14 protein-coding genes are annotated in these 22636 nt (G+C 72.8%); 8 read left to right on the forward strand and 6 right to left on the reverse strand.

All coding sequences use genetic code 11. The features are described 5' to 3' along the window. The first annotated feature begins 2 nt into the window (after positions 1–2). On the forward strand, positions 3–1205 hold the full coding sequence (locus WME90_RS34195; protein ID WP_437276246.1) for a vWA domain-containing protein: 1203 nt from the start codon (positions 3–5) through the stop codon (positions 1203–1205). Positions 1206–1229: 24 nt separating this feature from the next. Here WME90_RS34195 and WME90_RS34200 read toward each other — a convergent pair whose 3' ends face one another. The 3 genes from WME90_RS34200 to WME90_RS34210 all read right to left on the reverse strand — a co-directional run bounded on the left by WME90_RS34200 (position 1230) and on the right by WME90_RS34210 (position 6050). After that, positions 1230–2093, reverse strand: coding sequence for a Uma2 family endonuclease (locus WME90_RS34200; protein ID WP_437276247.1), 864 nt, complete (start codon positions 2091–2093; stop codon positions 1230–1232). 58 nt (positions 2094–2151) lie between these two features. Then, on the reverse strand, positions 2152–2841 hold the full coding sequence (locus WME90_RS34205) for a sensor histidine kinase (RefSeq protein WP_437276248.1): 690 nt from the start codon (positions 2839–2841) through the stop codon (positions 2152–2154). Between the two features lie 110 nt (positions 2842–2951). Beyond that, positions 2952–6050: a TIGR03960 family B12-binding radical SAM protein gene (locus WME90_RS34210; RefSeq protein ID WP_437276249.1), complete on the reverse strand. Its 3099-nt coding sequence runs from the start codon at positions 6048–6050 to the stop codon at positions 2952–2954. 125 nt (positions 6051–6175) lie between these two features. On the opposite strand from WME90_RS34210, the gene WME90_RS34215 reads away from it, so the two are divergent. The 4 genes from WME90_RS34215 (at position 6176) to WME90_RS34230 (ending at position 12068) form a co-directional block, all read left to right on the forward strand. Next, on the forward strand, positions 6176–6517 hold the full coding sequence (locus WME90_RS34215; RefSeq protein WP_437276250.1) for a hypothetical protein: 342 nt from the start codon (positions 6176–6178) through the stop codon (positions 6515–6517). A gap of 127 nt (positions 6518–6644) precedes the next feature. Continuing rightward, positions 6645–7706, forward strand: coding sequence for a YhjD/YihY/BrkB family envelope integrity protein (locus WME90_RS34220; RefSeq protein WP_437276251.1), 1062 nt, complete (start codon positions 6645–6647; stop codon positions 7704–7706). Positions 7707–7911: 205 nt separating this feature from the next. Next, a complete protein-coding gene (locus WME90_RS34225; protein WP_437276252.1) occupies positions 7912–9801 on the forward strand; it encodes an ATP-binding protein in 1890 nt (629 codons plus the stop codon). Next, on the forward strand, positions 9798–12068 hold the full coding sequence (locus WME90_RS34230; protein ID WP_437276253.1) for an ATP-binding protein: 2271 nt from the start codon (positions 9798–9800) through the stop codon (positions 12066–12068). Before WME90_RS34225 ends, WME90_RS34230 begins: the two co-directional genes overlap by 4 nt. Positions 12069–12369: 301 nt before the next feature. Here WME90_RS34230 and WME90_RS34235 read toward each other — a convergent pair whose 3' ends face one another. From WME90_RS34235 to WME90_RS34245, 3 genes are all read right to left on the reverse strand, one after another. Continuing rightward, entirely contained in the window at positions 12370–14355 is a 1986-nt protein-coding gene (locus WME90_RS34235; protein WP_437276254.1) for a tetratricopeptide repeat protein, read from the reverse strand. An 8-nt stretch (positions 14356–14363) separates the two neighbouring features. Beyond that, complete coding sequence (locus WME90_RS34240) at positions 14364–15731, reverse strand: hypothetical protein (RefSeq protein WP_437276255.1); 1368 nt, start codon at positions 15729–15731, stop codon at positions 14364–14366. A gap of 219 nt (positions 15732–15950) precedes the next feature. Next, positions 15951–18221: a DUF3160 domain-containing protein gene (locus WME90_RS34245; protein ID WP_437276256.1), complete on the reverse strand. Its 2271-nt coding sequence runs from the start codon at positions 18219–18221 to the stop codon at positions 15951–15953. A 634-nt stretch (positions 18222–18855) separates the two neighbouring features. Here WME90_RS34245 and WME90_RS34250 point away from each other — a divergent pair. The 3 genes from WME90_RS34250 (at position 18856) to WME90_RS34260 (ending at position 22536) form a co-directional block, all read left to right on the forward strand. Continuing rightward, positions 18856–19482, forward strand: a complete 627-nt coding sequence (locus WME90_RS34250) for a glutathione S-transferase family protein (RefSeq protein ID WP_437276257.1) — start codon at positions 18856–18858, stop codon at positions 19480–19482. A gap of 196 nt (positions 19483–19678) precedes the next feature. Then, positions 19679–21766: an ABC-F family ATP-binding cassette domain-containing protein gene (locus tag WME90_RS34255; RefSeq protein ID WP_437276258.1), complete on the forward strand. Its 2088-nt coding sequence runs from the start codon at positions 19679–19681 to the stop codon at positions 21764–21766. Beyond that, positions 21763–22536: a glutaredoxin domain-containing protein gene (locus tag WME90_RS34260; RefSeq protein WP_437276259.1), complete on the forward strand. Its 774-nt coding sequence runs from the start codon at positions 21763–21765 to the stop codon at positions 22534–22536. Before WME90_RS34255 ends, WME90_RS34260 begins: the two co-directional genes overlap by 4 nt. Positions 22537–22636 lie beyond the last annotated feature (100 nt).

A 22636-nucleotide genomic window follows, 5' to 3' on the forward strand; every position in this document is an offset into this window, starting at 1 on the left:
CGATGTTCGTCGCGTTCCTCTACGAGCTCAGGGCGCGCAAGGTCCCGGTCGGCGCCCAGGAGGCCGTCGGCCTCGCGCGCGCGCTCGCCGCGGGGCTCCACGAGAGCTCGCTCGACGGCTTCTACCACGTCGCGCGGGCGATGCTGGTCCACTCGGAGGCGCACCTCGACGACTTCGACCTGGCGTTCGCCCAGCACTTCCGCGGCGCACAGGGTGAGGCCAAGGCGGTCACGGAGGAGCTCCTCTCGTGGCTCCGGGACCCCATCAAGAGGCGCGCCCTCTCCGAGGAGGAGAAGGCGATGATCGAGGAGCTCGATCTGGAGGAGGTGCTCCGGCGGTTCGAGGAGCGCCTCCGCGAGCAGCGCGAGCGCCACGACGGGGGAAGCCGGTGGATCGGGACCGGCGGCACCTCGCCGTTCGGCCGCGGCGGCTTCCATCCGAGCGGCATCCAGGTCGGCGACCCCGCAGGCGGGCGCAGCGGCGCCGTGCAGAACGCCGACGCCCGCCGCTACCGCCCTTACCGCAGCGATCTCACGCTCGACGTGCGCCAGATCGAGGTGGCGCTGCGCAAGCTGCGCGCCTTCGCGCGCGAGGGCGGCGATCGCGAGCTCGACGTCGAGGCGACGATCGACGCGACGGCCAGAAATGCGGGTGAGATCGAGATCGTCACGAGGCCCCCGCGCCGGCCGAACACGCGCGTGATCCTGATGATGGACGTGGGCGGCTCGATGGATCCCAGCGCCGCGCTCGTGTCGCAGCTCTTCAGCGCGGCGAAGCGCGCGACGCACTGGAAGGAGCTGAGGAGCTACTACTTCCACAACTGCGTCTACGAGAGGGTCTACAGGACCGAGGGGCTCCTCGACCCGATCCCGGTGCGCGAGCTCCTCCGCGAGTGCGGCAAGCACCACAAGCTCGTGATGGTCGGGGACGCCTCGATGGCGCCCTACGAGCTGCTCGGCTCGTCGGGCTCCGGCGGCGGCGCGGGCTCCTCGTTCGACCCCGACGCGCGGCTGCCAGGCGTCGCCTGGCTGATGATGCTCCGCGAACACTTCGACCGCGCCGTGTGGCTGAACCCGGACGGGATCGGCCCGTACCCCCACCCGACCGTCGACGCGATCAAGAGCATCTTCCCGATGTTCGCGCTCACGCTCGAGGGCCTTGGAGAGGCCATCGCCGAGCTCGTCCGCGGCCGCGGCCGCGCCTGATCCGCGCGGCGCGCGGGGCCCGGGTCAACGGCCCGCGCGCCCGAACACCTCCGCCGTGGCCGACGCGACGAGGGCGCGGTCGAGCCAGCGGTCGAGCTCGCGCTCGCTCGTGCACGACGAGATCTTCGCCGCGGCCGCCTTCGTGAGCCGCAATCCTCGCCGGCTGAGGACACGCCTAAGCGCGTCGCGCTTGCCCTCGAGGATCCCCTCCTCGCGCCCTTGCTCACGCCCCTCCTCGCGCCCTTGCTCACGCCCCTCCTCGCGCCCCTCCTCGCGCCCTTGCTCGCGCCCTGCGTTGAGCACGGCGTCGAGATCCTCGTATCCGCGCCGCTGGAGGAGGTTGGTCAGCGTGCTCTTCTCCGCCTCGCTTCGATCGTAGAGCGCCTCGACACGGACCGCGTTCTTCAGGATGCCTGGCGCGCTCAGCAGCTCCCCGGGGAGCGCGACGCGCACCTTCCTGCGGGGCTCGTGCACCTCGACCCGCCGTGGACCGTTGAGGCGCACCACCCACAGGAGCTTCGTACCGGCCGCGAGCAGGTCGGCGATCTTCTCCTTCAGCTTCTCCTCGTCCTGCCCCACGTCGGCGTACTCGATCGCGAGCTCCGGCACGCCCCTCACCCAGCCGGGCTTGTCGGGCACGTTGCCCACCGCGACGTCCGGCGCCCGGAGGGTGCCGGGATCCGGGGAGTACCCCGTGTCCACGCCCACCTCCTTGACCGCCGGATCCCACCCCACGACCGAGCTGCCCAGGTGGTTCGGCCCAGAGGCCCGCCCCCCGGTGGGGGCGCAGTAGACGGGGTGGCCGTTCGACAGCTCGTACGGATCACCCGCGCGGAGGTGCTCCGCACGAAAAGGGCCGCGCTCCGCCGTCCGGCGCTTGACCTGCATGCGAGGACGATAGCACGCCGGGGACGCGCCCCGAGGAGGTCGCCGCGCTCCGCGCCCGCTACGCGTCCGGCAACCACATGCGGAACGCCGCGCCCCCGCACCCGCCCGGCGTCGCTGTGATCTCGCCGCCGTGCGCCTCGACGATGACCCGGCTCAGCGCGAGGCCGAGGCCGGTCCCCTTCACCTTGGCGGTCGCGAGCGGCTCGAAGAGCTGACCGATCACGCAGGGGTGGACGCCGGGGCCGTTGTCCTCGACCTCGATGTGCGTGCGCTCGTCGCCTCTCCACGCGCGCGTGACGATCACGCCGCCGGGCGCCTTGTCGAACGCCTCGATCGCGTTGAGGTAGAGGTTCGAGAAGACGCGCTCGAGCAGGATGGGATCGCACAGGAGCGTGAGGTCGGCCGGCGCGACGGCGACGTCGAACCGGACCGCCGTGGGCAGCACCAGCGCGTGACGGGCGCTCTCGATGAGCCTGCCGAGGTGCGCCGGCTCGCGCCGCAGCGGCTCGCCGCGCGCCAGCCCGAGGACGCTGCCGATGACCTCGTGCGCCTTGCGGATCTCGCACGTCACCTGATCGAGGTGGCGCAGCAGGCGGGGCCGATCGTCGAGGTCGCGCTGCGCCAGGTAGAGCGACGACTCCGCGACCGCGAGGGCGTTGCGCAGCTCGTGGGCGACGCTCGCGCCGACCGCACCCGCCGCGGCGAGGCGCGCGGCACAGCACGCCGTCTCGTGACCCTCCTTTGCCATAAAGCAAAGCGCAGCGTAGCCGATCCCCGAGCGATCGCCCGCGCGCGCTCCACGGACGACACGCCGCCGTCGCCAGGAGGATCTTTACGACGCGACCGTCCCGGGCTGGCTCACTCGGCGTCCGCGGCGAGCGGGAGGGCCGGAGTCCGCTCTGGAGCCGACTTGACGCGGCGCGCCCGATCGAGGTCGAAGAGCGAGAAGCGCTCGCCGGCTGCGGAGCCCGCCGGCGCGGCACGTCCAAACAGCTGAAGCCGCACGGCGCGGTGCGGCGGCGGCGTGATCGCGCCCGGCACCTCGCCCGGCTCTCCCGCGATCACCGCCGCGACCTCGGACGACTTCACTGCACCCGAGCCGCGGATGTCGACCTCGATCTCGAGGGCGACGAGATCACCGACGAGCCCGGCGCGCGCGAGCGCCGACACGACCTCCGGCCCGCCGACCTCGGCCCGCACGAGGTACTGGCGCACGTCGACCATCTTCGCGAGCCGGTCGATCTCGCGGCGGATCGGGAGGGACGGGGCCGAGAGGGCGGCGCTGCAGCGGGCCGCGAGGAGCGCCTCCGCGTCGCCGCCGATCGAGGAGCGCGCGAAGGCGAGCGCGTAGCGCGCGCCGGCGATCAGCTTGCTCAGGGAAGGGTCCTCCGCACCGAGCTTGACGGCGCCGCGAAACACCAGCCCGCGCGGGCTCGCGGCCGACATCTCAGCGACGAGCGCGTCGAGCGCCGGGGGATCGAGATCGCGCTCGAGGCGGAGATCGACGTACTCGTCGAGGCTGATCACGCCGAGCGAGAGCGCGGGCGAGAAGGTCATGTCGGGCTTCGGGTGGAAGCCCGCCGTGTAGGTCATCGGCGCGCCGACGCGCCGGAGCACGCGGGGCAGCTCGCGCACGACGTCGAGGTGGCCGAGCAGCGCCATCGGCCCCTTCTTCTCGAAGCGGAAGCGGTAGCGGAAGCCGCCGCGCCCCTTCGGCGCAGGCGCGATCCGCCGCGCGCGGTGGGGCGCCTCGTCCGCGGCGCGCGGGGGCTGCGCATCGTCGTCGCTCGCCCGCGCCGCGCCCTCGTCGCTCGCCCGCGCCGCGCCCTCGTCGCTCGCCCGCGCCGCGCCCTCGTCGCTCGCCCGCGCCGCGCCCTCGTCGCTCGCCCGCGCCGCGCCCTCGTCGCTCGCCCGCGCCGCGCCGCCGTCGCTCGCCGGCTCGCCGGGGGGGCCCGCGACGGCCGCAGGCAGCGCGGCGCCTGCCTCGGTGAGCACCGGCAGCGAGCGCCGGTGGGCGCCGAGGCGATCGAGGAAGGTGAGCCGCTCCTCGCGCATCTGCGTCAGGTCGCAAGCGACGCCGCAGTCGTAACAGACGAGCCGGCGCGTGTCGGCCTTGGCGTCGTCGAGGTTCGTGTGGTGGACGAACGTGCCTGCGACCTTGCCGCACGGCGGGCTCAGGCGGCTCTGGAGCGCCTTCCTGTACTCCTTCGCGAGGAAGCCCTCCTCGAGGCCGACGTCGATGTGATCCCAGGGCAGCCGCGCCGTCACCGGGAGGGTGCCGAGGTACTTCGCCCGGTCGACGCCGACGTGCGTGAACGCCTCCTCCCACACGGCCAGATCGAGCCGGTCCTCCCACGAATCGAAGCGGGCGCCGTGACGCCAGGCCCGCTCGAGGACGTCGGCGAGGGGGCGGTCGCCGCGGGCGAAGATGCCCTCGAGGACGCTGGCGTGGGCCTCGTGGGTCTTCAGCGTGACGGCGCGGTAGGGCCGCACCGTGTGCTTGAGCAGCTGCTGCTTGCGCCCGACCTCGCCGAGCGTGTCCATCGCCGCCCACTGGAAGGGCGTGTGGGGCTTCGGCACGTGGGTCGAGACGCTGACCGTCACGTCCACCGGCTTGCCCTTGCCCGCCGCCTTCCTGCCGGCGCCGGCGGCGCGCGCGCCCGTCTCGACGATGCCGCGCACGTCCTCGTCGGTCTCGGTCGGCAGGCCGATCATGAAGTAGAGCTTCATCTTGCCCCACCCCCGGCTGAACACGCGCTCGGCCGTCTCGAGGAGCTGCTCCTCCGTGACGTTCTTGTTCACGACGTCGCGCATCCTCTGGGTCCCCGCCTCCGGCGCGAAGGTGAGGCCGGTCGCGCGCACGCGCTTGAGCTCGTCGAGGAGGTCGGGCTCGAGCCCGTAGGCGCGGAGCGACGAGACGCCGAGCGAGATGCGCTCCGCGGTGAGGCGGTCGGTGACCTTCTTGATGAGCGGCGAGATGCACGAGACGTCGGCGGTCGACAGCGCCGTCAGCGAGACCTCGTCCTGGCCGGACCTCTTCACCGCGCGCATCACGGTGTCGACGATCTGCTCGGGATCGCGCTCGCGGACGGGTCGGTAGATCATGCCCGCCTGGCAGAAGCGGCACCCCTCGGTGCAGCCGCGGGCGATCTCGATCGACATGCGGTCGAAGATGGCCTCGGGCCCGCCGGTGGGGCTCTCGTCAGGGAACGGGTACCTGTTCAGGTCGACCAGGGCGCGCTCGATCGGGAACGGGATCCCAGCCACGAGCGGGCGGTCCACGACCTCGAAGCCGGTGTCGGGATCGAGCCGGGTCGCGTAGAGCGAGGGCACGTAGATGGCGCCGAGGCGCGCGATCGCGACGAGCCGCTCGCGCCGCGGCACCCCCTCGCGCTTGAGCCGGGCCCACGTGAGGGCGACCTCGGTCGCCTTCTCCTCGCCGTCGCCGATGACGAGGGCGTCGATGAAGGGGGCGATCGGCTCCGGGTGGGTCGCCGTCGGGCCGCCCGCGATCACGATCGGGTCGTCCTCGCCGCGGTCCGCCGCGCGCAGCGGGATGCCGCCGAGGTGCAGCATCGTGAGGATGTTGGAGTACGTGAGCTCGAACTGGAGGGAGAAGCCCACGACGTCGAAGTCCTTGAGCGGACGGGAGGACTCGAGGGACACGAGCGGCAGCCCGCGCTTCACGAGCTGGGCCTCCATGTCGATCCAGGGCGTATAACAGCGCTCGGCCAGCGTGCGCGGGTCGTCGTTCAGGAGCTTGTAGAGGATCTTGAAGCCGAGGTGGCTCATCCCGATGTCGTAGACATCCGGGAATGCCAGGCATACGCGCGCCTCGACCGACGCCCAGTCCTTCACGACCGCGCCGACCTCGCCGCCCGCGTAGCGCGCAGGCTTCTCGACCTGATCGAGGAAGGAGGCGTACGGGTGATCGGCGAGCAGGGGGAGGCTGTCCATGGCGCTCCGGCGCGTAGCATGGCCGGCGGGCGCCGGCACCCGCGGCTCGCTCGAGGCAGCTCGAGCCGCCGTCCGGGGCCGCAGGCCGGAGCGGCGCGGCGGCCTGCTTGGGCTATGCTCACGACGTGCGCGAGCGTGATGCCCATCATGTGGAGCTCGACCGGGCGCGGCACGTCGAGTACCGGGACCCCAGCGAGTTCGACCGGATCGCCTTCGCCATGCGCACGCTGGATCGACTCCGACCGAAGCGGATGACGGTGGCCGTCTACCCGGCGCTCTCCGCGATGCGCGTCGAGCGCGGGAGCAACTTGCAGCGCGGCGAGGGCGGCTCCTGGGCGATCGTCGGTATCCCGCCGCACGCGAGCCGCGAGCACATCGCCTACGCCCTCGCCGAGCTCGCCGGCGTCGAGTCGGTGCCCTACGCCGTACAGAGCCTCCTCGCCGCCGACAGGAACACCCAGGCCTAGGCGGCCTAGGCGGCCTAGGCACACAGAGCGCCGCTGCGCGGAGATCGCCGCCGTCTCGAGATCGGCGAGGCGCGGCGGCGCATCGGACGGTATTGCGCCCCGCACGAGGGAGAGCGACGCTGCGCCCGTGCCTTCTCCGATCCGGCAAAAGATCGAGCGCCACCGCGCCGCGAGGGCGGTGTGGAGCGTCATCGTCAGCCTGGATCGCCACAACGGGCCGCGGGCCGCGAGCGCGATGGCCTTCGACGCGTTCCTCAGCCTGATCCCGCTCGCCGCCTTCGCCGGCTACGTGCTCAGCAGGATCCACCAGTGGTCGGATGTGGTGGTGCGGCCCATCCTGCAGGCGGCGCCCCCGGACGTCGCGACGCTCGTCTCCGAGGAGCTCATCCGGCTCTCGCAGTCGTCGGCGGTCGCGCCGATCAGCATCACCGGCTTCCTCTGGATCACGTCCTCCGGGCTCTCGACCGCCATGGGCGTGTTCGACACGATCTACAACACGCGCGAGCGCCCCTGGTACGTGCGCAGGGCGATCGCGGCGGCGTGCGTGATGGCCAGCCTTGCCGTGGTGCCCGTGGTCGCCGGCGTCGGCGTGCTGATCGGCACGCTCTCCGGCTCGATCGGCGCCCGCATCGTCGCCTTCGCCCTCCCCGGAGGCCTCGTCATCTGCATGGTGGCCGCCTTCTTCAGGATCTCGATCCAGCGCCCGAACATCGAGCGACGCCGGATCTTCCCGGGCGCGGTGCTCACGGTGGTGCTCTGGTCCGCCGTGTCGACCCTCTTCTCACTCTACGTCGCCACGCTCGGCCGCTACGCCACGTTCTACGGGAGCCTCGCGACCGTCGCGATCTTCCTGTTCTGGCTGTGGCTCCTGGCGCTGGCGCTGCTCATCGGGGGCGAGCTGAACGCGCGCCTGGAGCGGGAGCGCGCCGGCGTGACGTCGATCCCGCCCCCGGGCAAGTGGAGCGCGCTCGGGCTCTCCGAGCTGCCCGAGCTCTCCGACCTGCCCCAGAGCGCCACGCCGTCGCCCCAGAGCGTCACGCCGCTGCCCCTGAGCGCCACCCTCCCCCAGGGCGTCGCGCTCCCCCGCGGGGCGGCGCGGCTCGGCGACGCCCAGGGCGCGGGCGGCGCGGACGAGGACGAAGCGCACGGCGCACCGAGCTCTCCGCGCGAGCACCGAGCCGCCGGGTAGGTCGGAGCGGCGGAAGGCCGACGCCCCCGGCGGCCGCGCGCTGAAGGACGGACGGTCGACGCCCGACGGTTCGGCTCGGCACGGGCGGTGAAAGCGCCGTCGCTCGTCCGCCACTCGGCGCTCACTCGGCGCGCATTCGCACGGTGGGTGCGCGCACTTCGCGCAGGGGCATGTCGAGGGCGGGCGTGAGGGGGAGCAGTCGAGCGTGCACGCGCACTACGGAGCGGGGGGTGACGGGGGCGGCGGCCGACGCGCCGCGCCTTTGCAGGGCGACGCCGGGCTGTACTTTCTGGGGGCGCTGCACGAGCTCGTCGCCGTCGGCTTGCACCGCCCCGCGCTCGACGCGCTGTGCGCAGGGCAGCGCGACCTCGCCGAGCCGCCCATCGACCGCGCCTACCTGCTCAAGATCCTCGACGAGGAGATCTGCCGCCAGTTCGGGCATCCGCTCCGGCCGCTCATCGAGCTCGTGCTCAACGCCGCCGACGCAGCCCGCGCGCCGCAGCCGGTCGTCGACATCGCCGTCACCGACGGGCGGGTCGAGGTCAGCGACGCCGGCGCCGGCATGGGGCTCCGGGCAATCCTCTCACGGCTGCTCATCCCGTTCGCGACGGACAAGCGGCCAGGGATCGATCTCGGCCGGTTCGGGGTCGGCTTTTTCTCCGTGCTCGGGCTGGGGCTCTCGGATCCGGAGAGCTTCAGCATGCACCTGACCACCGGCGATGGCGTCGAGGGGTGGGCGATCCGCGTCGTGGCCTGGCCCAGCGCGGGCGACCCGTGCAGCGCGCCCGCGCCCGCCGCGGAGGAGCTCGGGCACGCCCGCGGCCGCGCGTCGCCCGAGCTCACCGCCGCCCTGATGTGCTCGGTGCGCCGGATCGCGCCGCTGCTCGGGACGCGCGTGCGCGTCGCCTCGGCGCTGCTCGACGCGGCCACGGTCCGCGCTTACCTGCGCGACGCGCTCCACTTCTTCCCCGCGAGCCGCGCCCTCGTGCTGCTCGACGGCGCGGCCGTGAACGACGGCCGGCTGATCTCGGGCGGGCAGCTCATCCAGGAGCGGGTCGCGGTCGCGCCGGAGCCCCCCAGCGCGACGGCGCGGGAGGCGCGGCCCCGCCTCGCGGAGGAGCGCGACGACGCGCTCTCCGCCCGGTTCCACGTCGGCGGGCGAGGGCTGCTCCCGAGCATCTCGGCGGCCACCTTCCACGCCGGGGTCAAGGTCGACGCCTGCCTCGCCCTCGCCGAGCTCGCGCTCATCGATTTTCCGGCCGCCGTGGAGCTGACCGAGGGGCGGGACGCGCTCAAGGTCGGGCCGGAGTTCACCGCGGTCGCGACGGCGTTCTACCGGCGCCTCATCGAGCTCGCCGCGGCGAGCGGCGAGGGCCGGCGCGCGCGCGACAGGCTCGCCGAGATGGCCGCGCAGATCAGCGCGCTCATGCTGCAGTCCGCGGGCTGGGACGAGGTCGCGCTCGATCTCGCGCGCGCCCTGCTCGGCCCGGGGCGCTGCATGGTGACCCCCGAGCGGCGCGAGGCGCTGCTCGGGTTCCTCGGGCCGAGCGTGGCCGAGCGGTTGTTCGTGCCGGAGAGCTTCTGGGCGGAGCGCGAGTGGCAGCCCCACCTGCCCGGCGAGCGCGAGCTCCTCGAGGACGAGCTCGAGGTCGACGCGCCGGAGACGCTCTCGGCCCTCGCGCGGCGCCGCATCGACCTGGCAGGGCTGCCGCTGCTCGCCGCGCGGGCGACGAGCCCGCACACGACGATGGTCGCCCTCTGCCGGAGCCGGCTCCAGCCGGACCGCGGCGCGGGCGCGGCGGCGGCGCGCCGGGCTCCGGGCACCCCGCCGCTCCCCGACGCGCCGGGGCGGCGGCCGGCCGGGCCGCTGCCGTGCCTCGGCACGCGTCGGCTCCTGCTCATCCGCGACGACAGCGCGGCGGTGCGGAGGCCCTCGGGCTGGAGCGACTGGTACGCGCTGCGGGCCGCCTTCGACCGGGCCTCCGGGGTGCGCGAGGCCGATCTCGAGCGCGATCTCATCGTCGGCGAACCCGTGGACGGGGCGGCCTTCGCGGCGCCCCGGCACGGCGAAAGGACGTCCGGAGGCGAGCCATGACCCAGATCTCGTACGGGCTTTTCTCGGAGCTCTTGCTCGTGCGGATCCACGGGCGCGCCGAGGCCTACCTGCAGGCGAGCAGCGCGGAGCGCCTCGCGCTCGTCGCCGCCTGCCGCGGCGAGGCCACGGTGCCCGACCTCGCGCAGCGCATCCTCTCGCGCACCATCTACGCGCAAGCGTCGTCGCGGATCGGCCCGCTCCGCGAGCTGCTCCAGAACGCGCTCGACGCGTCGCCTCCCGGCGCCCGCATCGACGTCCGCTCGTCCGAGGACGGGCGCGAGATCTCGGTCACCGATCAAGGCCGCGGCATGAGCCGGACCGAGCTCCTCGCCGACCTGCTCGTGCCCTTCCGGAGCGGCAAGGCGGGCGAGCCCGACGCGATCGGCGAGCACGGGATCGGCTTCTTCTCCGTGCTCGAGATCGCGCCGTGGATCGAGGTGGTCACCGCGACGTCCTCGGGCGGGCACCGGCTGCTCGTCGCGCCGCTCGGCGCGGGGCCGCCCTACGAGGACTTCTCGTGGACGCTCCTGTCCTTGCCCCGCCCCTCCCCCGCGCCGCCCGTGGACGGCGGCCGCGCGGGCGTCCCTGCGCGCCGAGTCGACGAGCGCGCCCCCGAGCCGCCGCGCCGCCCGACGACGGGCACCTCGGTGAGGCTGTCGCTCGCGCAGCAGATCTCGCGGCCGGCGCTCGCCGCGGAGGTCACCGCGGCGGTGGGGCTGGTCGACGCGGCCGTCGCGCGGATCTACGTGGACGGCGCGCTCGTCAACACGGCGCGCGGGCGCCTCCGCCGCGGCGCGGAGGTGCCGCTCCGGCTCCCGCCTTCGGGCGAGCTCTGCGGCGCGGTCGAGCTGCTCGTGGGCCGCGGCGAGGGCATCGAGCCGCAGCTGACGATCACCCAGAAGGGGCTCACCGTGGCGACGCGGATCGATCCCTTCCCTGGCCCCGAGCTCGGGCTGCACCGCGAGCTCGCGCGGGCGATCACGGCGGCCGGCTTCGGCCTCGTCGCGGAGCTGCCGCTCGGCGTGCCGCTCAACAAGGGCCGCTCGGCGGTCGCGGCGAGCGCGTCCACGGCGGTCGAGGCGGCGCTCGTCGCGGCCTTCGAGCGGTTCGTCCTCCGCGACGCCCTGTACGATCGCGAGCTCCTGCGCGCGGTCGATCACCGCCTCTCCTCGGTCCTCGACCGGCTCCTCCACGCGGCGCTGCTCGGCGAGAGCATCACGATCGCGTCCGCGCAGGCGGTGGACGAGCTCGATCCGGTGGCGCGCACCCCCACGGTGGCGGCGCCCGAGCAGGTCATCCGCTTCGCGAGCGGGCTGCTCGACGCGCCCCTCTTCCGATCGGCCGTGGTCGACGCCGGCCACCGGCCCTCCGGGGCGGCGCTGTCCCCGCTGCTGGGCCAGGCCCACTACCGGAGCGCGCACCTGACGCTGCGCGAGCTGCTCCAGGCGCACCGGATCGGCGCGCTCCGCCCCCTCGACGCCGCGCTGTCGCTGTCGTCGAGCCAGGTCCGGAGCACCGCCCGCTGGCCGCTCGGCGCCCCCGCTCCGGAGTCCGCCGTGGGGCGGGAGGCGCACGGCGTGCGGCCCGGGGAGCTCGTGTACCTCGCGCTCGACGAGCCGCTCGCGCAGGCCTTCTGGCGGCGCCTCGCGAGCGAGGGCGCGGCGTCGCAGCCCCTCCAGGCCGCCGCGGGGGCGCCTCCGCGGGCGCCGAGCGCAGCGCCGTGCCCGATGCCCCGCACCTCGCGCGAGGCGCTCCTCAAGATCGCGATCGACGTGCCCGGCGTCCGCGCCGTGGCCGCGGCCATGACGATCATCGAGCGGCTCGACGCGGCGATCTCCGAGTCGACGGACCTGCCGGCCTCGCCGATCTGGGTGCACCAGGACCTCTACGGCCCCGACGAGATGGCGCACACCGACGGCAGCGGGATCAGCGTGAACCTCGCGTCGGCGCGGGTGCGGGCGCTGCTCACCGCGGTGCTCCTGCGCGACGACGCGGTCGCCTTCACGGCGCTGGCGGATCTCCTGCTCCACGAGAAGACGCACGTCTCGCTGGCGAGCTACGTCCCGCGCCCGACGGCCGAGCACGGCACGAGCTTCTACCGCCGCAAGGACTGGATGCGCCGCCGCCTGCTCGCGGCGATCGCGAGCGGCGCGGTCGCCGACCCGATGCGCTGGCTCGCGGTAGCGCGGCGGGGCCTCGCGAGCGCGGCGCTGCCGGCGCCGTCGGAGCTCTCGCAGGCGTTCCTGGCGGCGGCCGCGGCTGCGTGAGGCGCGCTCGGAGCCGCCGGGGAGAGCTGAAGCCCAAACCGGAGGCTGTCCGGAGCCGCCGCCGAGAGCTGAAGCCCAAACCGGAGGCTGTCCGGAGCCTCCGCCGAGAGCTGAAGCTCTAACCGGAGGCTGTCCGGAGCCGCCGCCGAGAGCTGAGGCTCTAACCGGAGGCTGTCCGGAGCCGCCGGGAGAGTTGAAGCCCAAACCGGAGGCTGTCCGGAGCCTCCGGGAGAGTTGAAACTCAAACCGGAGGCTGTCGTGGAACAGGGCGCGGTGTGCGGGCTCACTTCCGGCCCGAGCTTCAGGTGTCGAGCCCGAGGATGCGCAAGAGACGGGGCTCCACTTCCCTCCGGACCGCATCCAGTTCCTCAAACTCGGCGCGGAGCGCGTCGAGGGCCTGCTGTGCCGTCTCGCGCGCGTCCGGCTCGCCGAGCGCCGAGCGGCTCTCGGCGAGCCGGCAGAGCGCCAGCGCCCCATTTCGGAAAGCCATATTGCTGCGGTAACGACGCGCGATCCCGAGAGCCTTGCTGGCGAGCGGCACGGCTTCCGCGTGGCGCCCCTGCGCGGCGAGCACGTCCGCAAGCCTCGTCAGCATCCGGACGACGAGCAGCGGGTGCACGTGCGCCTCGAGCGCGAGCGCTCGACGGAGCTGGTCCTCGGCCTCAGCGAATCGCCCCTGCGCTGCGAGGGATTCCGCCAATACCCGGAGCACGACGACTTGCTTCCACGGCGCTTCCTCGGGTGCGTGTGTGCGCACGCTCTCTTGAAGGCATCGCTCGACCATCGCTGCGTCGAGCTTCGCGAACTGCAACAACCTTTGGAGCTGGCGGAATGTCATCTCCCCTCGCTTGCGCCAGCTCATGAGGTGCTCGAACAGGCGCTCGCCTTCGCCCGCTCGGCCTGCTGCCAGCGCAGCTCGGGCAACTCGGAAGACAACCTTGTCGTAAAACTCGTCATTGCCTTCGATGCGAGTGTCGTCCTCCCGGATCTCCTCCACGGCGCGGAGAGCGGCGTCCACGTCGCGATCGGCGAGGGCGTGTTGCGCCGCCCGGATGCACTCGAAGAAGGTGCGCCGAGCCACGCTTTCCGTGGAGCCGGAGCCTCGCGCCGACCAGTACGCCGCGACGTCGTGCGCCTGAACGCTGCGGGCCGCCGCGATCATCGCGTCCCACGCTTGCCCGGGCACCGAGCCGTCGCGCAGCAGGGGCTCGACGTCTGCCTTCGTCACATCCAGGGTGGCGCTCACGCGCTCGCGGAGCCGCGCGAGCATGGCAGCCCGCTCGCTCGCATGGCGCTTGCGCGCCTCTCGGTCCGCCGCGAACGCGCGCCGCACCGGAGGCATGGCCTCGAATCGCTCCTTGAGAACGAGCGACGAGGCCTGGCCCCAGGCGAGCCGCGCAACCGCCGCGCCAGGGTCGCCGCTCTCGCGCGCCGCCTCCTCCACCGACGCGCTGCTCATGCCGGCCTTGAGCAGCCCGACCGCGAGCCGGATCGCCTCCGGCTCGAGGTCGAGGAGCGCGGCGAGCCGCCCGGGTGCCTGCGCGCCCGCGTCGCCGAGGACCTCCCTCGCGTAATGGAGATTCATCAGCTGCCCGTGGACGAGCCAGTAGTCCTTCACGGGGGAGCGGAGGTCGTCATGGACGACCCGCGGCGCGTCCAGCACCACGCGCCCTCGCCGGCCCGCCTCGGCCATCGCCCACCGCACCCGGTAGAGGTCTCGCTCGCTGTAGATCTCGGACCACACGTTCCAGCCGCGCCCCGCGCTCCTCGCTGCCTCGATCAAGGCGTCGTAGGGGAGATCGGCGCGCACGCGGACGAGCGGACGGCCAGGGAACGCCGCCTCGAACGACGCCTCGAGCTCCGGACCGCGCCAGCGCACGCCGGGCGCCCGCGCGCACAGCGCCGCCCGCAGGCCGAGGATCGCCTGCCGTGGAACGCCGCCGGGACACTCGAACCGGCGCGACGTCCAGTCGAAGAAGTCCGGCGCTTCCTTCGCCAGGGCCGCGGTCACCTCCGCCGTGCTCCACAGCACGACCTTGAGCCCGCGCTCGCGGAAGATCGGGCGCGTGTAGTTGAGCCAGAGCGCGTCCACCGCCCGCGCGGCGAGCACGAGCAGCGCGCCGCGAGGCACGTCCTCGACGCGCGGCGCCTCGGTGAGCACATCGAGCTCCGGGTGCTCCACGACGAGGCCGCGGACGAGCTCGCCGAGGCGGGCGTTCGTCGCGTGATCGACGAGCACGATGAGGCCCCGATCGATCCCGCGGAAAGCCCGCGCGATCCGCTCCACCCACGGAGCTACAGGCGGACCTTGCTGATCATCAGGAGCGGGTGCGGGTAAAACCATTCCGACTCGTTCGGATAAGGCAGCAGCCGGGCATACGTCAGGAGCTCCCGCGCCGTCTGGCTGTCCGGGAGCTCGTGCTTGGGATCGCGGGCGACAGCCTCGAGCAGCGCGACATGCCCCTTGTCGACCCCTCCTTCGATCAGGTGTCGCGCCTCCGTGATCACCTCCTGGACCATCGCCTCGGTGGCCACGGGCGCCGCATCGTCGTAGCCGTAGTCCGCGAGCATTCGAATGGTCCTGACGAAGTCGCGGGCGCGACCGCCCGAGTAGTAGGCGAGCCGAGCCAGGAGCGGCTGCGGGACGAGGTGGCCCGCGCCGAGGTCGTGGATGCGGCGCTGGAACAGCTCGACGAAGAAGGCCACGCCGGGGCCCGGTCGCGTCGGGTCGGCATGATCGAGCACGGGCACGTTATGGAGGATACGTGGCTTGAACCGCCGCACCTCGCTCGTGGCCAGGTGGTTCCTGAGCGCGAACGGAGCGCAGACGACGAGCGGAGCCTGCAGGCGGGCAAGCATCTGGGAGTGCAGGAAGAGCGCCTCGGCTCGCTCGAAGCTGACGATACGGTCGAGCCCGTCGATGACGAAGAGCACCGGGCGACTCCACTGCCGGAAGTCGCCCAGCAGCACGTTCACCCTGTCGACGAGGCTCTGCATGAGCGGATCCTGGTCCTCGAGCCGCCGGGTGTCCTTCTTCGCCATCGGCAGCGACCATTTGCCCGCGCTGGCCAGCTCGGCGAGCGATTTGACCATCATCGCGGCCGCCCCCACCTGGGGCGCGACGACCGACACCGCCGTCGACGCGAAGAGCACCATGGACTTCGCGGCGGTGAACACATCGATGGTCGGCGGCGCTGCGCCCTGTGGCAGCGCCGCGCCGGCGAGCGCCGACCAGGCATCGGCGAGCCCTCGAACGCTGTCCGGACTCCATCGATACCCCTCCTCCTGTGCGGCGCGGATCAGCGCGACGCCGCAGAGAAAGCACACTTCCCACGAGCTGATGTGCTGCAGCGCCTCGGTGGAGCCAAAGGCACTCTGGAAGTGGCGGACCAGATCGACGAACACCACGAGCTCGGCGCCCGTCCGGGCCCGCTCCTCGGCGATCCTCCACAGCTCGGTGCTTTTGCCCGTGCCGATCGTTCCGGACAGCAGGAACATCGGCGAGGTCCGTGGCGCGGCGGGGCGATCCAGCTCCCGAAGGATCTTCCCGGCGGGGCTGTCCGTCCGGTCCGCGCGCCACTCGTCCCGGATCTGCCACTCTTCCACGTCGAAGCGCGTGCGTAGCTCGTTCCAGACGTCACGCACCGAAGTGCCCGTGGCCATGCGCCGACGCTACCACACGGCTTCAAGCCTCGCCTGGTGGAGAACGCCGCGTCATCGCCCCGAGCACCGTCGCTCGCCGCGGCGCCGCCGGCGCATGTCCAGCGCGCTCGACGGCGCTGCGCGCAACCGCGATCCCACGGACACACCAGCGCGTTGGCCGGCACAGCACGGCACAGACTTCAGGGCTCGATCGTGCGGGCGCGAGCCCTGAACGCGAGATCAGCGGGAGACGAGGTCCTGCATCCAGGCGACGTCGTCAGGCGTCGCCTGCTGGAGCTCGCTGGCCCACTCCTCGTCGGTCATGCGCTCGAAGTCCTCGGTGATCTTCTCGAAGTACGAGGAGGCGAGCCCCACGAAGGCGCGCGGCGTGCCGCACGGATCGGCGGTGACGACCATGAGCCGCGGCCGGCCGGTGCCCACGTGCAGCACGCGCCCGACCGGCGCGCCGCCCTCGTCGGTCGGCTGCGTGTGCACGTCCGCGATCGTCGGGTCCTCGGCCACGGTCTGGAAGACGTCGAAGAAGAGCTGGGCATACCAGCCCTCCGACCCCTCGTCCGAGCCGCAGCCGCTCTGGATCCGGACGGCCTGGTTGATGAAATCCAGGTGCTCCGCCGTGAGGGGCACCCCGGCGCGCTCGTTCTCGGCCATCTCGCCGAGCGTCCGCGCGACGCTCTGCAGCTTCGCGAAGTACGCCGGGATCCGCTGCGCCAGCAGCGACGGCAACGAATCGCCCGACAGATCGAGCGCCTCGACGGCGCGCCCGCCTTGCTCCGCCAGCTCGGCGATGCGCGCGTAGAACGCCGGGTACGGGTCGACGTAGGCGTCCGGGAACTCGCACGTGGCGCCGCTCGTGTACGACTGCTTGGCGTAGAGCAGCGTGTCGTGCCGCAGCTCGGCCCACGAGGCGAGCTGGGTGTTCAGGAGGCGCCGGCCCCACGCCTCGGTCTTCGCCACCCCCGGCAGCCCCGCGGTGTCGGCGAGCGCCTTCGTCGGCGACAGCTCCCGCAGCGCGCCGAGCCAGTGATTGTAAAGGTTCTTGCCCCAGAAGTCGCCGGGGTGCGCGTCGACGAGCACGCGCATCATGTGCAGGTCGGGCGCGTAGGGGAACTGCCCGAGCTCGGGCGCGAGCAACAGGCCCGCCTGATCGTTGCCGAGCGCGGCGAAGCCCACGTCGAGCGGGTTCGGCATCATGCGCTTGACGGTGCCGCCCTTCACCCGGTCGTAGACCACGTTCGAGAAGACGTGCGAGTCGACGACGTACCGCTGGCCGAGCAGCGCGAAGCTCGACGAGAGCGGCATCGTGCCCTTGCCGAGGCCGTTGATCATGATGTGGCTCGAGATCCGCTGCGTCCCGTGGCCCTTCTTCACCACGACGTCGATGATCTGCTCGTCCGAGAGCCCGGCGAGGCCGGCGGCGCCGGCGAGGCCGAGGTCCGCGAGCAGGACGTCGAGCTCGGGCAGCGTCATGTAGTCGCTCTCGCCGACGAAGGCCTGGACCGTATCGTCGATGCGCGTGTACCGGGCGAGGGTGCTCTCGTCGGCGAGGGCGCGCAGCACATACGCGCCCTCGAGCTGCCGCCGCTGGAGGAGCTGCGTGCCGTCCTCCTGCGTCTCCAGGAAGCGGAAGTCGACGCGGCCGAGCCACATCATGCTGCGGAAATAGCGCTGGAGCTCCGGCTGCTCTGTGTAGTGGCCGCGGGGCTCGAACTGCGAGAAATCCATGATCCGCTCGGAGCCGAAGAGGCGCACGTTGCCCGCGCCCTGGTGGGCCTTGGCGCCCGCGACGAGCTCGTCGATCTTGGCGGCGTCCGCGCCCGCGACGGGCGCGACGGGCGCGTCGTTCAGGAGCGAGAGCGCCACGGCGGTGAAGAGGTCCGCGTCGGCGCGCGCCTCGGCCCCGAGCTCGCCGCCGGCCCCCGCCGCGAGCCGCGCGCGCATCTCCTCGAGCATCGCCCCGAGCTCGGGCGCGAGCGCGGCGAGCTCCACGCCCTTCAGGATCGCGTCGTACGAGCGGTGGACCGCGTACAGGATGGAGTCGGCGGACACGTAGAGCGGCAGGTCGAGCGCGTAGATGCTCGCGTAGCCGTAAGTGAAGGTCGGGAAGGCCTTCTTCTCCGAGATGACGAAGCCGTTCGCGGAGAGCTTCGCGAGCTCGTCTTGGTCGAGGGCGAGCGTGGAGCCCTGGACGAGCGAGAGGCCCTCGGCGTCCGCCGGCGCGTAAGGCAGGCCCGAGGCGAAGGGGACGGCGTACTTCGAGGCGAAGTCCTCCGCGGTCATGTTCGCCGAGGACTCCTGCTCGTCGAGCAGCGCGCTGAGCTCCGCCTGCTGCTCGGGCCCGAGCGGCGAGGGCGGCTGCTCCGACTGCGTACCGCCGGTCTGCGTACCGCCGGTCTGCGTACCGCCGGTCTGCGGGTTGCTCTCGCTGGAGCAGCCGCCGGCGAGGGCAAGGAGGATCGGAACGAGGTGAAAGTGAAGAAGCGATTTGCGCATCGTGTTTTCCTTCCAGAGCGCGCCTCCAGTGCGCGGGGCGCGGCGCCCCGCTACGGGCAAGGACGGTGCCGCGGACGCGAGGCGCGCTCCCCTCTTCGTCCGCGACAGGAAAGATCCGCTCCAGTGCAGCAGGATACGACACCATCGCGAGGAGGCGCGGCCGGGGAGAGATGGCGCGATGTCACCGCGCCGGGATCGGGTGGGGTCGTCCGAGGTCTGCTTTTCACGCGGAGAGAGCGTGGTGAAGCCGTGAAGACCGCCGGAGAGAAGAAGCGATTGTGTTGCCCTGACGACTGCACTCTTCACTCCGAAGCATTCCCCCGAATTTTTCGGAGAATTCACAGCGAGGCGGGGAGACGGGGAGTAAACCCATCAATCTCCCCGTCTCCCCGCTCCCTGTTCAATTTCTCGCTAAAACCGCCAACAAATGAGGGTTTTGTCAGCCCTTCACGCCGTTCGGCGCCTGAGTGACCTCTCGTGGCCCAGCCGCCCGATACTGTCGATTTCTTGCTACCTATGACAAAACGGGAACTCCGCGGTTTCAACGAGGCGCGAGGAAACTTGGCGACCCCGTGCACGATGTGCGTGACGGCGGTGAATCGGATCAACTACAAGGGGGCGCCGGAGGCCAACCATGTCGATCAAGTTCTATTACGCCCCTCAGTCCAGCGCTGGTCGCATCCGCATCTCGCTCGCCGAGCTCGGCGTCCCCTACGAGGCCGTCCGGGTCGATCTGCGCGCCGGAGACCAGAAGAAGCCGGAGTTCCTCGCCCTCAACCCCAATGGCCAGGTGCCGACCCTCGTGATCGACGGCACCCCGATGTTCGAGTCGGTGGCGATCCAGATCGCCCTCGGCGAGCGCTACGGCGTCGAGAAGGGCCTGTGGCCCGCCCCCGGCTCGCCCGAGCAGCTCATGGCCCTCACCTGGCTCGTCTGGGGCCAGGTCAACGTCACGAGCGCGCTGTACCGCTACATGAAGAACACGAGCGACTGGTTCCCCAAGGAGCAGCACGACGCGAAGCAGGCCGAGGCGGCGCTGACCGAGGTGCGCGGCCTGCTGCGCATCCTCGACGGCCGCCTCAACGGCCGCCCGTACGTCACCGGCGAGCGCTGTACGCTGGCGGATCTCGATCTCGCGTCCGTGCTCGGGTGGGGCCTCTCGATGACCAAGATCGACACCTCGGACCTGAAGAACCTGAAGGGCTGGCTCGGCCGTGTCATGGAGCGCCCGGCCGTGAAGGCCGCCATGGTCGACGACTGAGCCCGCGGGCGCCCCGCTCGCCCGGGCGAGCGAGGCGCCCTGCCTCTTCACCGCCTGCGCAGCCCGCGCCGACAGCCATCCACGCTCTTGGCACGACGAGCTCGGGCGCCGCGCCCGGAGCGCCCCTGCGCGCGCCCGACGCATCGCGCCCCGAGCGCCCTTGCGCGCGCCCGACACATGCTAGAACTCGGCCGCAATGACGGTCCTCCAGGTCGCCGACCTCAGCTTCGGTTACGGCGCGGACAGGCTCTTCCAGGGCATCACCTTCTCCCTGGAGCAAGGCCAGCGCGCCGCGCTCGTCGCTCCGAACGGCGCGGGCAAATCGACGCTGCTCCGCCTCGTCGCGCGCGAGCTCACCCCCGACACGGGCTCGGTCGTGATCCGCAAGGGGATCCGGTTCGCGTACTTCCGGCAGTCGCACGAGCTCGCGGCCCAGGGCACGGTGCTCGACGCCTTCCTCTCCGGCTTCTCGGAGGTGCTCGAGCTGCGCCACGCCCTCACCGCGGCGCAGCACGCGGCCGCCAGCGGCAGCGAGGCCGACCTCGCCCGCCTCAGCGATCTCACCGACCGCTACCACATCGCCGGCGGCGACGACCTCGAGCGCCGCGTGGAGATCATCGCGGCCCACCTCGGGTTCTCGCCCGCCGACATGGACCGCCCCGTCTCGAGCCTGTCCGGCGGCGAGCGCGGGCGCCTGCAGCTCGGCGTGGTGCTCGCCATCGAGCCCGACCTCCTGCTGCTCGACGAGCCGACGAACCACCTCGACATCGAGACCATCACCTGGCTCGAGAAGCACCTCGCGGGCCTCGGCGGCGCGCTCCTCTGCGTCTCGCACGACCGCGCGTTCCTCGACGCCGTCTGCCCGCACACGTTCGAGCTCGGGCAGCGCAGCTTCCGCGCCTACCCGCTCAGGTACAGCGACTACGCGCTCGCCCGCGAGGAGGACCTCGCCCGGGAGCGGGAGCTCGCCGAGCGGCAGGAGGCGTTCGTCGCCAAGACCGAGGAGTTCATCCGGCGCAACATCGCCGGCCAGAAGACGAAGCAGGCGCAGAGCCGGCGCAAGATGCTCGACAAGCTCGAGACGATCGACCGGCCCGAGGACGTGTGGGCGACCGCCGAGAGGGTCCGGTTCCGGTTCGCGCCCGCGCCGCGCAGCGGGGACATCGTGCTCGACGCGCGCGGGCTCGGCGCCTCGCGCGGCGGGCGCACGCTCTTCTCCGGCGTGGACCTCCTCCTGCGGCGCGGCGACCGCGTCGGCATCGTGGGGCCCAACGGGACGGGCAAATCGACGCTGCTCAAGCTGCTCGCCGGCGCGGGCGCGCCCGAGGACGCGGGCGACGTGCGGCGCGGCACGAACCTCTGCCAGGGCTACTTCGACCAGCACCTCGGCTCGCTCGACCCGTCGAGGACCGCGGTCGAGGAGATCCGCAGCGTGCGGGCCGACATGAACGTCGACGCGACACGCCAGTACCTGTCGCGCTTCCGCTTCTACGGGGACGACGCGCTCCGGAAGGTGCAGGGCTTCTCCGGCGGCGAGCGGAGCCGGCTCGCGCTCGGCAAGCTGCTCCTCGAGCCGCGCAACCTGCTCTTCCTCGACGAGCCGACGAACCACCTCGACATCCCCGCCGCCGAGATCCTCGAGGAGGCGCTCGCTGGCTTCGAGGGCACGGTGCTGCTCGTCTCGCACGACCGGAGGTTCCTCGAGGCGGTGACGACGCGCATCGTCGCGGTGCGCGAGGGGCGCGTGGACATCTACCCCGGCGGCTTCCGCGACTACCGGGACAACCTCGAGAAGCTCGCGGCCGAGGCGGAGGCGGCGGAGCGCGCGCGCGAGGAGCGCGAGGGGGCGAAGGGCGCGCGGAAGGCGGCGGCCGCGCCGGCGCCGCGCGAGGAGCCGAGGGCGGACGCGGCGGACAGGGGAGCGAAGGCCTCTGGCCGGGCGGTGCGGCGGAGCGGCGCGACGATGCCGCCGCCGGACGGCGCGGCCGCGGGCGACGCGGCGGCGCGGCGGCGGGCGTTCGAGAGCGACAAGGCGGCGGCGCGGGCCACGGAGCGCAAGCGCAAGCGGCTCAAGGAGCTGGAGGCGGAGATCGCGGCGGGCGAGTCGCGGCTCGCGGAGATGCGCGAGGCGCTGAAGCAGGACCCGGGCGGCGACTGGGCGAAGCTCGCGGCGGCGGCGCGCGAGGAGCAGGCGCTCGCGAAGCGCGTCGACGCGGCGATGGCGGAGTGGATGGCGCTCAGCGAGGAGCTCGGGGCCTCGGCGACGGCGGGAGGCGAGGCATGAGGCGGGGGGCGCCGGGAGCGGGGGGCGCGCGGCGGGCCCGCGTCGCGGGGGCGCTGGTCGCGCTCGCCGCGGCGGCGCTCGGCCCGGCGTGCAAGGAGAAGCGCGACGACGGCACCACGCCGGCGCAGGCCGTCGCCGAGCTGCCGCCGATCGAGCTGCGCGACGACACCGCGAACCTGATGCTGACGTGGATCGACGAGAAGGGCGACACGCACGTCGAGCTGCGCCCGGCCGACGTGCCGGCCGAGGGCCGCGCGCTCGTGCGCGCCATGCTCTCGGACCGGACGGAGGGGACGCGGGACGCGTTCTACGTCGCGGATCTGACGCAGAAGCGGCCGGACGGCACGTATGCGGTCCGGACGATGCCGCGGAGGGAGTGGGAGTCGCTGCTGGAAAAGCGGCGCGCCGAGCACATCGCGAAGACGGCGCCCCCGCCGGCGGCGCCGGGCCCCGACGGCTCTGCGGGCGCCGGCGCGCCGGGCGCGCCGAGCCAGCTCGCGGGGGTCACGGTGATCATCTACGGCGCCTCGTGGTGCAAGCCGTGCCACCAGGCGGCGGACTACCTGCGCTCGAAGGGGATCGCCGCGGTCGTGAAGGACATCGAGGAGGACGCGGGCGCGGCCGCGGAGATGCAGGACAAGCTCGCGAAGAGCCACCAGCACGGCGGCAGCATCCCGATCATCGATGTGCGGGGTCAGATCCTCGTGGGGTTCAGCCCGCGGGCGATCGACCAGGCGCTCGCGCGGGCGGCGGGCGGGACGACGCTCTGACGCGCTGGCGGTGGGTCCGGCGCGCGAGGGACGAGCTCGCCGTGACGATCGCACCCGGAAACATCCGGAAATCGATCCATCGCTCGTCAGGTCACACGCC

Source organism: Sorangium sp. So ce375 (assembly GCF_051473855.1).
In the GTDB taxonomy this organism is placed as follows: Bacteria; Myxococcota_A; Polyangia; order Polyangiales; family Polyangiaceae; genus Sorangium.

Coding starts and splice junctions, on each gene's coding strand:
- WME90_RS34195 (WP_437276246.1), top strand. CDS start 3: ATGTTCGTCGCGTTCCTCTACGAGCTCAGGGCGCGCAAGGTCCCGGTC.
- WME90_RS34200 (WP_437276247.1), bottom strand. CDS start 2,093: ATGCAGGTCAAGCGCCGGACGGCGGAGCGCGGCCCTTTTCGTGCGGAG.
- WME90_RS34205 (WP_437276248.1), bottom strand. CDS start 2,841: ATGGCAAAGGAGGGTCACGAGACGGCGTGCTGTGCCGCGCGCCTCGCC.
- WME90_RS34210 (WP_437276249.1), bottom strand. CDS start 6,050: ATGGACAGCCTCCCCCTGCTCGCCGATCACCCGTACGCCTCCTTCCTC.
- WME90_RS34230 (WP_437276253.1), top strand. CDS start 9,798: ATGACCCAGATCTCGTACGGGCTTTTCTCGGAGCTCTTGCTCGTGCGG.
- WME90_RS34240 (WP_437276255.1), bottom strand. CDS start 15,731: ATGGCCACGGGCACTTCGGTGCGTGACGTCTGGAACGAGCTACGCACG.
- WME90_RS34245 (WP_437276256.1), bottom strand. CDS start 18,221: ATGCGCAAATCGCTTCTTCACTTTCACCTCGTTCCGATCCTCCTTGCC.
- WME90_RS34250 (WP_437276257.1), top strand. CDS start 18,856: ATGTCGATCAAGTTCTATTACGCCCCTCAGTCCAGCGCTGGTCGCATC.
- WME90_RS34255 (WP_437276258.1), top strand. CDS start 19,679: ATGACGGTCCTCCAGGTCGCCGACCTCAGCTTCGGTTACGGCGCGGAC.
- WME90_RS34260 (WP_437276259.1), top strand. CDS start 21,763: ATGAGGCGGGGGGCGCCGGGAGCGGGGGGCGCGCGGCGGGCCCGCGTC.